Source organism: Pseudomonas karstica, assembly GCF_009707515.1.
Lineage (GTDB): Bacteria > Pseudomonadota > Gammaproteobacteria > Pseudomonadales > Pseudomonadaceae > Aquipseudomonas > Aquipseudomonas karstica.
The window spans coordinates 127462-141321 of record NZ_WLYI01000011.1 but is presented as its reverse complement, the minus strand read 5'-3'; the positions used below and the strand labels follow the sequence as shown (position 1 = coordinate 141321).

17 protein-coding genes are annotated in these 13860 nt (G+C 59.0%); 8 read left to right on the top strand and 9 right to left on the bottom strand.

The features are described 5' to 3' along the window. Positions 1-373 precede the first annotated feature (373 nt). From GIR22_RS10405 to GIR22_RS10390, 4 genes are all read right to left on the bottom strand, one after another. Positions 374-565, bottom strand: a complete 192-nt coding sequence (locus tag GIR22_RS10405) for a PLDc N-terminal domain-containing protein (protein ID WP_010176042.1) — start codon at positions 563-565, stop codon at positions 374-376. Between the two features lie 67 nt (positions 566-632). Further along, the gene (locus GIR22_RS10400; RefSeq protein ID WP_154743238.1) at positions 633-1163 is read right to left on the bottom strand and encodes a hypothetical protein; all 531 of its coding nucleotides are present in this window, start codon (positions 1161-1163) and stop codon (positions 633-635) included. A gap of 41 nt (positions 1164-1204) precedes the next feature. Next, entirely contained in the window at positions 1205-1720 is a 516-nt protein-coding gene (locus GIR22_RS10395) for an ankyrin repeat domain-containing protein (RefSeq protein ID WP_154743237.1), read from the bottom strand. Between the two features lie 96 nt (positions 1721-1816). After that, positions 1817-3643: a long-chain-acyl-CoA synthetase gene (locus tag GIR22_RS10390; protein WP_154743236.1), complete on the bottom strand. Its 1827-nt coding sequence runs from the start codon at positions 3641-3643 to the stop codon at positions 1817-1819. A gap of 407 nt (positions 3644-4050) precedes the next feature. Here GIR22_RS10390 and GIR22_RS10385 point away from each other — a divergent pair, with 407 nt between their 5' ends. Next, entirely contained in the window at positions 4051-4329 is a 279-nt protein-coding gene (locus GIR22_RS10385) for a DUF3509 domain-containing protein (RefSeq protein ID WP_154743235.1), read from the top strand. Positions 4330-4391: 62 nt separating this feature from the next. On the opposite strand, the gene GIR22_RS10380 is transcribed toward GIR22_RS10385, so the two are convergent. From GIR22_RS10380 to aroC, 4 genes are all read right to left on the bottom strand, one after another. Beyond that, positions 4392-4670, bottom strand: coding sequence for a response regulator transcription factor (locus GIR22_RS10380; protein ID WP_154743258.1), 279 nt, complete (start codon positions 4668-4670; stop codon positions 4392-4394). 328 nt (positions 4671-4998) lie between these two features. Continuing rightward, positions 4999-5544, bottom strand: a complete 546-nt coding sequence (locus GIR22_RS10375) for a 1,2-dihydroxy-3-keto-5-methylthiopentene dioxygenase (RefSeq protein WP_154743234.1) — start codon at positions 5542-5544, stop codon at positions 4999-5001. 4 nt (positions 5545-5548) lie between these two features. Then, complete coding sequence (locus GIR22_RS10370; protein WP_178122192.1) at positions 5549-6688, bottom strand: MFS transporter; 1140 nt, start codon at positions 6686-6688, stop codon at positions 5549-5551. A 12-nt stretch (positions 6689-6700) separates the two neighbouring features. After that, complete coding sequence (aroC, locus tag GIR22_RS10365; protein ID WP_154743233.1) at positions 6701-7792, bottom strand: chorismate synthase; 1092 nt, start codon at positions 7790-7792, stop codon at positions 6701-6703. Positions 7793-7947: 155 nt separating this feature from the next. On the opposite strand from aroC, the gene GIR22_RS10360 reads away from it, so the two are divergent. Both GIR22_RS10360 and GIR22_RS10355 read left to right on the top strand, forming a co-directional pair. Continuing rightward, positions 7948-8910 (top strand): alpha/beta hydrolase, encoded by a 963-nt coding sequence (locus GIR22_RS10360; protein ID WP_154743232.1) that lies wholly within the window; start codon positions 7948-7950, stop codon positions 8908-8910. A gap of 101 nt (positions 8911-9011) precedes the next feature. Further along, positions 9012-9815, top strand: coding sequence for a hypothetical protein (locus GIR22_RS10355; protein ID WP_154743231.1), 804 nt, complete (start codon positions 9012-9014; stop codon positions 9813-9815). A 116-nt stretch (positions 9816-9931) separates the two neighbouring features. On the opposite strand, the gene prmB is transcribed toward GIR22_RS10355, so the two are convergent. Beyond that, entirely contained in the window at positions 9932-10840 is a 909-nt protein-coding gene (gene prmB / locus GIR22_RS10350; protein WP_178122191.1) for a 50S ribosomal protein L3 N(5)-glutamine methyltransferase, read from the bottom strand. A gap of 239 nt (positions 10841-11079) precedes the next feature. Between prmB and GIR22_RS10345 the strand changes: the two genes are divergently transcribed. The 5 genes from GIR22_RS10345 to GIR22_RS10325 all read left to right on the top strand — a co-directional run bounded on the left by GIR22_RS10345 (position 11080) and on the right by GIR22_RS10325 (position 13849). Beyond that, positions 11080-11670 carry a cysteine hydrolase family protein gene (locus GIR22_RS10345; protein ID WP_154743230.1) on the top strand — a complete coding sequence of 197 codons (591 nt, stop codon included), beginning with the start codon at positions 11080-11082 and terminating at the stop codon, positions 11668-11670. Between the two features lie 139 nt (positions 11671-11809). Further along, positions 11810-12127 carry a hypothetical protein gene (locus tag GIR22_RS10340; protein WP_154743229.1) on the top strand — a complete coding sequence of 106 codons (318 nt, stop codon included), beginning with the start codon at positions 11810-11812 and terminating at the stop codon, positions 12125-12127. A gap of 76 nt (positions 12128-12203) precedes the next feature. Next, positions 12204-12761, top strand: a complete 558-nt coding sequence (locus GIR22_RS10335) for a Smr/MutS family protein (protein WP_154743228.1) — start codon at positions 12204-12206, stop codon at positions 12759-12761. Between the two features lie 67 nt (positions 12762-12828). Then, positions 12829-13374: a GTP cyclohydrolase I FolE gene (gene folE / locus GIR22_RS10330; RefSeq protein WP_154743227.1), complete on the top strand. Its 546-nt coding sequence runs from the start codon at positions 12829-12831 to the stop codon at positions 13372-13374. A gap of 103 nt (positions 13375-13477) precedes the next feature. Next, positions 13478-13849, top strand: coding sequence for a glutathione S-transferase N-terminal domain-containing protein (locus tag GIR22_RS10325; RefSeq protein ID WP_178122190.1), 372 nt, complete (start codon positions 13478-13480; stop codon positions 13847-13849). Positions 13850-13860 lie beyond the last annotated feature (11 nt).

Below are 13860 nucleotides of genomic sequence, written 5' to 3'. Positions count from 1 at the left end.
CACGAGGCTGCGATAAGGGCCGTAGGACCTTCAGCAATCTCAAGGCCCAGGCGACTGCTGCGCAGCCGATCGCAGGCTGCGCCAGCGGCTACAGGTGATCGGTGATCGACGGGCTTCTGTAGCCGCTGTCGAGGCACGAGGCTGCGATAAGGGCCGCAGGACCTTCAGCAATCTCAAGGCCCAAACGACTGCTGCGCAGCCGATCGCAGGCTACGCCAGCGGCTACAGGTGATCGGTGAGCGGCGGGATCTGTAGCCGCTGTCGAGGTACGAGGCTGCGATAAGGTCCGCAGGACCTTCAACAATTTCAAGGCCCAAACGACTGCTGCGCAGCCGATCGCAGGCTGCGCCAGCGGCTACAGGTGATCGGTGATTCAGATCCGCACGTTGCCACGTGGCCCGGCAATCGCCCAGATGATCAAGCCCAACACCGGTAACAGCAGGATCAAGAGGATCCACAACACTTTAGCGCCGGTGCCCGCGCCGCTTTTGAAGACGTTGATAATCGCCCAAATATCCAGCGCGAGGATGATCAACCCGATCAGACCATTAAAAGTGGAACCCATGGTGTCGCTCCTAAGTGAGGGCTTGCTTCCTTAGGATAGCCAGCCCTGAGGAGGGTTCCGTTTTATTTCAAACGTGGACCGCCACCCGCAGCGCTTCCAGGGACGGCTCGCCCTTGATACCAACTTCAATACACAACTCCAGCACTCGCGGCACATCATTGCCATACACCAGCACTATCTGGATTTCATCATCAAGCAACTGGCTGAAGTTCATCAGTACGTAGCCGCCGTTTTCCGGGTTCAAGGCAGTCATCTGGATCTGGATGCGGTTCAGAGCGGTCAGGGCTTCGGTTTTCAACAGCTGCTTGGGCTTGAGGTTGAAGGCCACGCCCGGGCCGAAGGACGCAGCGATCTGGGCGAACAGGTCCGGGTAGGTGTCGGCCTGGAACAGCACAGTGTCCGGCAGGCTGCCGACGACAATCCACTCCCCCAATGGGATCGGGAAGGTGTCGTCGTAGTTGATGTCCGGGTTGGCTGCCAGAAAAGCTTCGGGATCCGTGTAGGCCTGGGCCGCTTCATCAGCGATTTGCCCAATTTCGGCTTCGCCCAGGCAGCCGGAACTGATTTTAGTGATGAGTTCGACGAGTGCGCTTTTCATAGGCGAATCCTGTGGCGAGGCTGATTTTGAGGGCGCAAAGCCTACACCAGTTTTTGCAACTGCGCCGCCGTATCCACCGCGCCCATGGTCTGGGCGGCTGCCAGCACGGTCACACCTTGGGCATCGGTCGCCTTGGGGTTAGCGCCCTGGCTGATCAGGTAATCCACCATTTCAGTACGGTTAAACATGGCCGCCATCATCAATGCAGTACGGCCATCAGCCGATGCGCCTTCAACCAGGGCTCCGCCTTCGATCAAGGCCTTGACCACCGCCAGGCTGCCCTTGAAGGCCGCGCCGGCTATCGGCAGTTGGTTCTTGTCGTTGGCGATCTGTGGGTCGGCCTTGAATTCCAGCAGCACTTTCACCGCATCGGCATGACCATGATAGGCCGACAGCATCAACAGGGTATCGCCATTGTGGTTACGCAGGTTCGGCGGCAAGCCTTTGGCCAGCAGTGCCGCAAGCATGGCGGCATCGCCCTTGCGCGCGACATCGAAGACTTGCTCGGCAAACTCGGCGGCTTCTTGTTCAGTCATTTGTTTGGCATGGTCTGACATCTGCGGCTCCCTTTAGGGTCTTTCATAAGGCGCCCAGTTTCCCGAGCGGCGCCTTGCCTGTCACCCCATTTTTGCCGAAAGCGATCATAGGCAGAATCAATAGCGGAACTTCCCGCCCTGGATATCCGCCAATAACTGGCCGGTCACCGGCACGTAGCTGTCAGCCCCCGGCAACCAGGCATAGATCGGATCATCGCCAGCCTTGCCAGGGTCGAACGCCTCCTCCTTGAGTTTGACCTTCTGGTACTTGAACGTGCCAGTGGTCTCCATTTTCACCTTGACCCGCAGGAACAGCGGCACCGCGTAAGACGGCAATTGCCCATGGGCGAACTGCAGCAACTCGCGCATATCCAGGGAGGCCAGGGATTCAGTCGGGGTAATGGCCGCCATGCCGGCGCGGCCATTGGTGTTGTGGATTTCCACGCCATAGGCCACCACCTCGGAAATCTGCGGGTGTTGCAGGAAGATGTTTTCTACTTCGGTGGTGGAGACGTTTTCGCCTTTCCAACGGTAAGTGTCGCCCAGGCGGTCAACAAATTGCGCATGACCGAAGCCGATGCTGCGCAACAAATCGCCGGTGTTGAAATAACGGTCACCCTTCTCGAAGACGTCGCTGAGGATCACTTTGCGATTCTTCTCCGGATCCGTATAGCCATCGAACGGTGCCTTGTCATCGATCCTGGCCAGCAGCAACCCCTGCCCGCCCTTCGCCACCTCTTTCATGAAACCGTCACTGCCGCGAATCGGCTCACAAGTGTCATGGGCGTAGTCCACCAACGCCCAGTGCATCAGGGAAAAGCCGATGGTGTTGTCGAAGTTCAGCACATTGGTGAAACCGATATTGCCATCGCTGGCAGCATACAGCTCGCAGATGTGATCGACGCCGAAACGCTCCTTGAACTGGGCCCAGGCGCCGGGGCGCAAGCCATTGCCGATCATCTTCGTCACCCGGTTCTCGTGATCACGCTCGCTGGAAGGCTGGTCGATCAGGTAGCGGCACAGCTCACCGACATAGCCCAGGGTGGTGGCATTGAATCGGCGCACATCCTCCCAGAACTGGCTGGCACTGAACTTGCGACGAATGGCAAACCCCGACGCTCCGGCAATCGCCGAGCCCCAGCACACGCACAGGCCGGTGGCGTGATACAGCGGCAAGGTGCAATAGACCACATCCTCCGGCCCCATATCCAGGGCAATGGTGCCGAAGCTGGCCGAGGACTTCATCCACCGGCCATGCTTGAAAATACCGGCCTTGGGCAAGCCCGTGGTACCGGAGGTGTAGATATAGAAACAGGCATCGTTGAGGTAGATCCGCTGGCTGCTGGACGGGTTGTCTGCCGCGCAGTCGGCACTGGCCGCCAGCAGGTCGGTATAGCCCGGCGGCACGGCGGCTTGTGGTTGATCGGCAACAAACCAGGTACGGCCAGGCTCAATCGGCACCTGATCGCGAACAGCCGAGTACACCTCCACCAACTCCGCCCCCACCACAACCGCCACCGGCTTGACCAGGTTCAGGCTATGTACCAGCACCGCCTGGGTTTGCGAAGTGTTGAGCATGGCGCAAATGCCGCCGACCTTGGCCACCGCCAACACGGTCAACAGCAGTTCGGGACGGTTCTCGATAAACAGTGCTACCACGTCGCCCTTGCCGATGCCCTGCTCGAGCAGATGGTGGGCAATACGATTGGCTTGCCGGTTGGCCTGGGCGTAGCTGAGCACCTCATCCCCGTAGAGCAGCGCAGCACCATCGGGGTTGCGCAGGGTTGCCTGCTCGAAAGTCCAGCCCAGCCCACAAGGCTGGTCGGGATCAGTGATGTTGGCGACACGAATGCCCCGTACCAGGCGCGGAAGAGCCCGGACGATAGTCGGCACCTTTCGCAACATCATGCTCCAGGTAATCATGTCACGGTGCTGATGGTTCATGGCAGGGACGTCCTTTTTCTTGTTATTCATATGACCCATAGGCCCCATTGCGCTGTAGGAGCAATGGCAAAAACCTTGCAGAAAAATACGCCAGCGATTCTTTGGCTGTACACGCAGGATTTGAAAAGTTTTGTATCCCGGACGCCCTTGAAGTGAATAAGGGAATTTATGCCGCCGAACGACGGTCAATAAAATTGCCCCGGCACCTGTTTCAGGAAAAAACCCCGGGGAAGCCACGCAAAATGCAGGATGCACAGTGGCCATTCATGCAAATTGCACGAAATCGAAAAATCTAAAATTTGTTAACTTATTGATTTTTAATATTTTTTTAAAAGCGCAGATACTGGCACAATCACTGCACTCATCACTCCACGCTTGCCATTCATGAGCTAACGGAGCTGATAGACATGAGCCTGATCCAAGATAAGTTTTCTTCTGTATTCTCCAACTACGACGTCACCACCCAGTCGCGCCCTGATGGCGGCATACTGCTGACCCTGTGTAACAGCGAAGGCAAGCAGATCAAGCGGTCGATCTCGTATCAGCAGCTGCACACGGGCGATCAACTGACCTGGGTCATCAGCGCAATTCGCCGTGACTTGGCCGAACAGGCCAGTGATCTGCCACAGATTTCGATGCTGCAAAGCCAGAACCGTTTCGCCCTGCCGACCTACCATTCGGCCTGAAACAATCGCTCAAACGGGCCGTCACGCTATCCAGCGTGACGGCCCGTTTTTTATGCGCTCAGTTATTTGCACAAGCCGCGCTTCACGGCCTCTGCCACTGCCTGGACACGGTTGCCGACTTGCAACTTGCCATAGATGTTGCTCAGGTGAAATTTCACGGTCGCGGGTGAGACTGCACGGATCTGACTGATTTCCCACACCGTCTTGCCCTTGACGGCCCAGCGTAGGATTTCCAGTTCCTTGAAACTCAGAGGCTTGCCCACCAACGTCGTACGTAAGGGTTTTCTGACATGAGGGGGCCGGTTTACGGGTACTTCGTTTGGCAGGCTGCTCGCATTCATCAAGTGTTTATAAGAAGCGGCATGGTTGTTCAGCACCACCGGACTTGGCTCGACTGCCGGTTGATCCAGCTCCTTTGGGCTGCTCATTCATATCCCTCCCTCTTCTGTTAGGTCTTATATCGCCAGCCTTCGGTTTTCTCCTATTGACAGGCGATTAAACATTGAGCGGAGAGAGTTACACAACACTCTGTATTAACGAGTAAGCCCTGTGACAAACAGTTAAAACTTACAGATCAATAAGTTTATTCCCACAACATTTTAGAACTTGCAGGGGTTGAACTTACAAGAATTGTAGGAGCGGCCCCCCGCAACAATAGTAACGCGCGACTCAGTCTTCGAACTGCGGGAAACGGTTTGCGATGTCATCGCCGGTAAAATTCGGCGCCCAACCTTGCGAAGTGCTGAATAGGCGAATGGCCACCACGCGCGGGTTCTCGCCCATGTCGAACCAATGTGCAGTGCCCGCGGGTATTGAAATCACATCGTTTTTCTCGCACAGCACGGCATAAACATAGTCGTTGATGTGCAAGGCAAGCAGGCCGCGACCTGCGGCAAAAAGATGCAACTGGTTGCCAGCCTGATGGTGTTCGTCGAACAGCCTGGCGCGAAGCTCGGCTTTTTGTGGATGGTCGTGATTGACGCTAAGGACATCGACGGTGAGGTAGCCACCTTCGCTCATCCGTTGATCAATCTGTTCCTGATAGGTGGCGATCACCTCGGCCTGGGTGGCGCCCGCCTCGATTCTGCTGGCGGGCTGCCAACGCTCGAAACGGATGCCCTGCTCGGCCAGGGTCGAGGCGATATCATCGCTGTGGGTCAGGACCTTGTTAGGAGTGTCCGGGGTGGATAGGTGATAAACGTAAAGATTGCTCATGAAACTATTCCTCGGATCGAATACCAATGATAACCACGGCGGCCAGGGCCGCGAGACTGGCAATGCTGAACGTCAGGGTCGGCCCCAGCAGGTTCCAGCTGTAGCCTGAATAGAGTGCGCCCAAGGCGCCGCCGGTGCCCGCCAGCGCAGCATAGAGCGCTTGGCCCTGACCTTGCTGGTGAGCACCGAAACTGCGCTGTACGAAGTGAATGGCAGCGGCATGGAAGCTGCCGAAGGTCGCGGCGTGCAGTACCTGCGCCAACAACAGCACCCAGAAAAATTCGGCGAACGAGCCCAGCAGCAGCCAGCGCAAAGCCGCCAGCAGGAAACTGGCCATCAGTACCCGACGTACCGAGAAGCGCGCCAGGATTCGGCTCATGGCCAGGAACATCAGGACTTCCGCCACCACGCCCAAGGCCCAGAGCATGCCGATCACGGCACGGCTGTAGCCCAGGTGTTCCAGGTGAAGCGTCAGGAAGGTGTAATACGGGCCATGGCTCATTTGCATCAGCGCCACGCAGGCATAAAACGCCAGGACACCCGGGCTGCGCAATTGCTGCCAGAAACCGTCGCCCATCAGGCGGCTGCCCTGAATCGCAGGTTGGGCATTCGGCACCCAGAGGCTGGCACCGATGATACCCGCCATGATCACCACCACCGCCACCGGGTAGATATCCAGGCTCAACCATTCGAATAGGCGGCCCATGGCGACCACAGTGAGGATAAAACCAATGGAGCCCCACAGGCGGACCTGGCTGTAGCGGGAGGTTTGGCCTTGCAGATGCGCCAGGGTGATGACTTCAAATTGCGGCAGCACTGCGTGCCAGAAGAACGCGTGCAGCGCCATTACCAGGGCCAGCCAGGCGTAGGTCTTGCTGACAAAAATCAGCGAAAAACTCACCAGGGTACACACCGCGCCAAACCGCACGATGGCCAGGCGCCGGCCGGTGTAGTCCCCCAGCCAGCCCCAGATATTGGGGGCCACGCAGCGCATCAGCATGGGGATGGCCACCAACTCGCCAATACGCGCGCTGGAGAACCCCAGGTGATCAAAATACAGCGCCAGGAAAGGCGCCGTCGCCCCCAGCAGGGCGAAGTAGAACAGGTAGAAGCTGGAAAGTCGCCAGTATGGGAGCCTTGTCACGGCCTCAAACCGTCACAGTTGGCCCAGCACCGGCGTGCTGACCCGCACCTCGGCATTTTGCCCGCGATGACGCAGCAGGTGATCCATCAGCACGATGGCCATCATTGCCTCGGCAATCGGCGTGGCACGGATACCGACGCAGGGGTCGTGCCGGCCCTTGGTGATCACATCCACCGGGTTGCCATGCACATCAATGGAACGCCCCGGTGTAGTGATGCTTGACGTTGGCTTGAGTGCCAGGTGCGCCACGATCGGCTGGCCGGAGGAAATGCCGCCGAGAATGCCGCCCGCATTGTTGCTGAGGAAACCTGCCGGGGTCAGTTCGTCACGGTGCTCGGTGCCACGCTGGGCGACACAGGCAAAGCCGGCGCCGATTTCCACGCCCTTGACCGCATTGATGCTCATCAACGCGTGGGCCAGTTCGGCGTCCAGGCGGTCGAAGATCGGCTCGCCCAGGCCAGGCATCACGCCTTCGGCGACGACGGTGATTTTCGCACCAACGGAATCCTGATCCCGACGCAACTGGTCCATGTAGGCTTCCAGCTCCGGGACCTTGTCCGGATCAGGGCTGAAGAAGGCGTTGTCTTCAACGCTGTCCCAGGTCTTGAACGGGATTTGGATCGGACCCAACTGGCTCATGTAGCCACGAATGACGATGCCCTGGCTGGCCAGGTACTTCTTGGCAATGGCCCCGGCCGCCACGCGCATGGCGGTTTCACGGGCCGAACTGCGGCCGCCGCCACGGTAGTCGCGCTCACCGTATTTATGGTGGTAGGTGTAATCGGCGTGAGCCGGGCGGAACAGATCCTTGATCGCCGAGTAGTCCTTGGACTTCTGGTCGGTATTACGGATCAGCAGGCCGATGGCGCAACCGGTGGTGCGGCCTTCGAACACGCCGGAAAGGATTTCGACTTCGTCGGCCTCCTGGCGCTGGGTGGTGTGGCGGCTGGTACCAGGCTTGCGACGATCCAGGTCACGCTGCAGGTCTTCCTGGGACAGCTCGAGGCCCGGCGGGCAGCCGTCGACAATGGCGACCAACGCCGGGCCATGGCTTTCGCCCGCGGTGGTGACAGTGAACAGCTTGCCGTAGGTATTGCCGGACATGCAGGGCGCTCCGTGAAATCAGTTGAAATAACTCAACCGTAATAACTACTGTAATAACTCAAGGCCGCCAGTATACGCAGGCTAACTGAGTAGTTCATCCTCGAAACCTTACCGGTAGACATTGGTCCAACCGGCACCTTCCTGATGATGGCGTGATGATGCTGCGAGTTTTGCTCTTGACCCTTACCCTGTTTACCAGCGCGGCGTTCGCTGCCTCCCCTGTGGTGCTGCAACGGCCCATCAGCCTGGACACCGGCAGTGGCGAGCTGTTTGGTTCTTTACTGCTGCCCAAATCCGACAGCCCAGTGCCCGTGGTATTGATCATTGCCGGCTCCGGGCCCACCGACCGCAATGGCAACAGTGCCGATGGCGCACGCAATGACAGCCTCAAGCGCCTGGCCTGGGTGCTGGCCAGACACAACATCGCCAGCGTGCGCTACGACAAACGCGGCGTGGCCGCCAGCCTTGCGGCCACGCCCGACGAGCGCAACCTGACCCTGGATGCCTATGTTGCCGACGCAGTGGCCTGGGGCAAAGTGCTCAAGGCCGACCCACGCATGGGCCCGCTGATTGTGCTGGGCCACAGCGAAGGCGCCCTGGTAGCCGCCCTCGCCGCCCCGCAACTCGATCCTGCCGGGGTGGTCTCCCTGTCCGGCAGCGCTCGCCCGGTGGATCAGGTCATCCGCCAGCAACTGGCCGGCCACATGCCGCCGGCGCTGTTGCTGCGTAGTAACCAGATCCTCGACCACCTCAAGGCCGGCCAGGTCGATACCGGTGTACCCGCACCACTGGAGGGTATTTTCCGGCCCAGCGTGCAGCCTTATCTGATCAGCCTGTTCCGCGCCGACCCATCGGCGGCGTTTGCCGAACTGAAAATGCCTGCGCTGATCATCCAGGGCACCAACGACCTGCAAGTCGGGGTCGGTGATGCCCGGCAACTCAAGAAAGCCAAGCCTGACGCCGAGCTGGTGGTGATCCAGGGCATGAACCATGTGATGCGCATCGTTCCCAATGAGGTGAAGCAGCAACTGGCCTCCTACAACGACCCACAACTGCCCCTCGCCGCCGAACTGGGCACCCGCCTGGTTCGCTTTATCAATGGCCTGCGCGCCAGCTAAGCAACCATTCGTCCTTCAGTCCTGAATAAAACGGCCGATAAACCCTGGGTCGACAGCAAACAAGCCTGTCGACCCGCAGGGCTTGGACAGGATCGCGCCGCATGACAAACACCGAAACAACACCCGAATCTACCGCCGAGAGCACCGCTGAAACCGCAGCCGCCGAACCGGCGGCCCTACCGTGGGCGGAGGTCCAGGCTGAACATTTCAAGATGCTGCGCCTGGCGCCCTTGGCCACTGACCGTGCCACCGGTGCCCGGCCGTTGCGTTTTGTGCAATTTGGTTATGCCGAGCGCAATAACCAGGACCACAGCCTGCTGCGCATGGTCATTCAATTGCCGGGCCAGCGCGTACGGAGTGAACAGAACCTTCTGGATATCCGGGTGGATCACACCACTCGCCGGGTGCATTTCGGCCCAGGCAACAGTTTGGAAATCGAGCCGGCGAACCGTGGTATCGGCCGATTCCTGGTGGCTCAGGGTGCAGCCTGGGCAAAAAAGAAGTGGTCGCACTATCGCGTCGATGGCGTGAACCTGTCGAACAAGGATGCATTGAACGAAGCCACGCGCCTGCGACGGGATCATTTCCTGCGCATCCAGGGGTTTGATGTGGCTTACGCCGATGTCCAGCACTTGAAGGGCAATGTGCAGCCAGGAAAAGTCAGCAATGTGCTGGACAGCTGGAACACCGAAAAGCTGCAGTTCGTGGAGATTCTTGAAGCCGCGCAAATGCTGCAACAGGCCGAACAGAACCTGGCGGAGCAGGCAGTAAAGCTGCGCAAGGAAGAAGAGAAAGTCAGCAAGTTCAAGCGCGAAGACAGCGGCCTGCGGTTCACCATTACTTGCCTGGTGGCGTTTACCGTGTTTCAGGCAGGGTTGTTGATCTGGATTGCGACGCACCGCTGACAACTCGACAGGTCGTTCCCACGCCCTGCGTGGGAATACATACCGTGACGCTCTGCGTTACAAGCGGACGCAGAGCGTCCAGGGCGGCATTCCCACGCAGAGCGTGGGAATGCTCATCAAACCCGCGAGGCAAACACTGCCTGATGTTCCAGGCACTGCTGCGCCGTCAACATGAACACCCCGTGCCCACCGCGCTGGAAGTCCAGCCAGGCGAAGTCCACTTCGGGGTACAACGCCTCGACGTGCACCTGGCTGTTGCCCACCTCGACAATCAGCAAGCCCTTTTCGCTCAGGTGATCCGCCGCTTGCGCCAGCATCCGCCGCACCAGGTCCAAGCCATCATCACCACAGACCAGGCCCAGTTCCGGCTCATGCTGGTACTCATCTGGCATGTCGGCGAAGTCTTCGGCGTCGACATACGGCGGGTTGGAGACGATCAGGTCAAAACGCTGGCCCTGCAAGCCATCGAAGCCATCTCCCTGGACCGTGTAGACCCGTTCGTCGACGCCATGGCGTTCGATATTCTGGTTGGCCACCTCCAGTGCTTCGAAAGACAAGTCTGCCAATACCACTTCTGCATTCTGGAACTCGTCGGCGCAGGCAATACCGATGCAGCCAGAGCCGGTGCACAAGTCCAGGATCCGCGCTGGCGGAGCATCCAGCCACGGCTCAAAGCGGTTTTCGATCAGTTCGCCAATGGGTGAACGCGGGATCAACACACGCTCATCAACAATGAATGACATGCCGCAGAACCACGCCTCGCCCAACAGGTAGGCGGTGGGTATACGCTCCTCGATGCGGCGCTTGAGCAAGCGCTGCAAGTGGACCAGTTCATCCTCTTCCAGGTTGCAGTCCAGGTAGCTATCGGCAATTTGCCATGGCAGGTGCAAGGCACCGAGGACCAACTGCCGGGCTTCGTCCCAGGCATTGTCGGTGCCATGGCCGAAAAACAGGTCTTCCCCATGGAAACGGCTGACAGCCCAACGAATGTGGTCGCGCAACGTGCGCAGGCGAGAAGTGATCACGGGGGCAAGCTCCTGGAAAAAACGACTGACGATTCTAACAGTCTTAAGCTGTACCTACGATGTACGAAAAACCTCCATCACCTATCGGATTTCATCCATTCTGTGACTTTTTTATTAAACAAGGCAGACTCTGCACATGGCTACAAGCCAACAACGGCGCACCTTACGATGGTAGCGATTCACAGAAGCGCTCAGCCAGAGGACAATGTCGCAAAAGCCCCACTCACAGGAGCCCCAGAATGTCCGTTCCAAAGACGATGTTTCAACTCAGCGGTCGTGGTTACGCAGCAGCCAACCTGAACCATGCGACCCTTGTGATCATCGACGCCCAGAAGGAATACCTCAGCGGTCCGCTCGCCCTCTCGGGCATGGTCTCGGCTGTCGAAAATATCAAGCAACTGACCGCAGCGGCACGCAACGCCAGGCGCCCGATTGTGCATGTGCGCCACTTGGGCACCGTCGGCGGCCTGTTTGATCCTCAGGGTGAGCGCGGCGAGTTCATTCCAGGCCTGGAGCCTGCCAGTGACGAAACCATCATTGGCAAGCTGCTACCCAGTGCCTTCCATGGCACCGGCCTGGAAAAACACTTGCAGGACCTCGGCTCCCTGGACCTGATCGTCTGCGGTTTCATGAGCCACTCCAGCGTCAGCACCACCGTGCGGGCGGCCAAGAACCTGGGTTTTCGCTGCACCCTGGTAGAAGATGCCTGTGCCACCCGCGACCTGCCTTACAAAGGCGGTATCCTCAGCGCCGAGCATGTGCAGCAAACCGAAATGGCCATCATGGCTGACAATTTCGCCACTCTTGCCTTGACCAAAGACCTGATCTGATCGACCTTTCGATGAGCGGCGCAACCACTGAGGCTCCGCTCATCCGCAAAAGCCTCTCATTTGCTGCAATTGCCTCAGCGCCCGGAACAACCTGTCCATCTTCCGGTCGAAGGGCCGATACCCTGGAGGAAAGGTCGGAATGAAGATATCCGATGGTTTTGACGCTCGTCGCTTGCGCCCCAAAGGGCCAAGCAACTGGCGTCTGCGATTGTGCGCCGGCTTTGCCGCGCTGTTGGCGATGTTGGGCGTGTTGCTGGCGATGGCCGGTGCCGCCAATCTGCTGGGAAGCTCACCGGCCCTGGGCGAACTGAATGCCAGCCCGGGCGGTGCCGCGGTACTGTTGGCGGTCGGGCTGTTGGTGTTGTGGCTTGGCGTATGGTTGTGGCGCCGCTGCCGGCGCATGCGTCAACCGTTGTCACTGAACATTGCCTCGCACCTGATGAAAAAGCACGACTGATGGCGCATAGATAGCGTTTGGTGCACATCACGCCGCCGCGATTTAGGTAAACTGCCCGCCCTTCGCGGAGGCTGACATGCAAGACGACGATTTTTCCCTGTTCAAAAGCGCGACTCAAGGCATCAAGCCAATCAAGCACGATCGTGCTGAAACCGGTAAACCCAAGGCCGACCGTGCGCAGATCGCCAAACTGCGCCAGGCGGCGACGGTGCGTACCGACGCGACCACCGTGGACGGCTTGTCCGACCAGTTCGTGATCGATGTCGGCCCCGAAGACGAGCTGATGTGGGCCCGCGACGGCGTCCAGGAAAGTCAGATGCGCAAGCTCAAGGTGGGACAGATCCCGTTCGAGGGCAGCCTCGACCTGCATGGCATGACCGTGGAGAAAGCCCGGGAAACCCTCTGGGCCTTCCTCGCCGAGGCCACCCGATTCGAAATCCGCTGCGTGCGCGTCACCCATGGCAAGGCCGTGCGCCTGGACGGCAAGCGACCAATGATCAAAAGCCACGTCAACACCTGGCTGCGCCAGCACACCCAGGTACTCGGCTTTACCTCCTGCCAACCCCGCCATGGTGGCGCCGGGGCGGTATATGTGATGCTCAAGCGGACGATGATGGAAGGCCGCGACGAGTAACACACGCTTGCAGCGATCTGCCGGCCACCGTACCCTTGCACTTTGCGAAAACCCCACAGGTAGTTTCATGTCCCTGGAACAGAATTACACCGCGATCCTCGGCCAACTCGGCGAGGACGTCTCCCGCGAGGGCCTGCTCGACACGCCAAAACGTGCCGCCAAAGCCATGCAGTACCTTTGCCGCGGTTATGAACAGAGCCTTGAAGAGGTCACCAATGGTGCCTTGTTCAGCTCTGACAACAGCGAAATGGTGCTGGTCAAGGACATCGAGTTGTACTCGTTGTGCGAGCACCACTTGCTGCCCTTCATCGGCAAGGCCCACGTCGCGTATATCCCGAGCGGCAAAGTGCTGGGCCTGTCGAAGGTCGCACGGATTGTCGACATGTACGCCCGCCGCCTGCAGATCCAGGAAAACCTCAGCCGCCAGATTGCCGATGCAGTCCTGCAGGTGACCGGTGCCCTGGGCGTGGCCGTGGTGATCGAAGCCAAGCACATGTGCATGATGATGCGCGGTGTGGAGAAGCAGAATTCGTCGATGATCACGTCGGTGATGCTGGGTGAGTTCCGCGAAAACGCAGCAACCCGCAGCGAGTTTCTCAGCCTGATCAAGTGACAGGTTGTTAGAGAGAAAAACCGGCATTCATCGCCGGTTTTTTTTCGCCTGCCAAAATTCAGGTAAGCTGCGGCGCTCAACTTCCGGGCAAGAGGCTATAACCGTGTTCGTCAAAGCACTTCGAGTGGGCCTCGGCCAGCTCATCATCTTTATCGACTTCATCACCCGCCCGCGCAAACTGCAGCGCCCGGCCAACGCCCAGGCGGTGGTCGACCAATCGGCCAAGGCCTTGACCCTGTATCAGTTCCACGCCTGCCCATTCTGTGTGAAAACCCGCCGTGCCCTGCACCGCCTGAATGTGCCGGTGGCGCTGAAAGATGCCAAGAACAACGAACAGGATCGCCAGGCCCTGTTGGAGCAAGGCGGCAAGATCAAGGTGCCGTGCCTGCGTATTGAAGAGAATGGCCAGACCACTTGGATGTATGACTCCAAGGTGATCATCGATTACCTGGACAAGCGTTTCGCGGCGGCCTGACACCTGCCCCT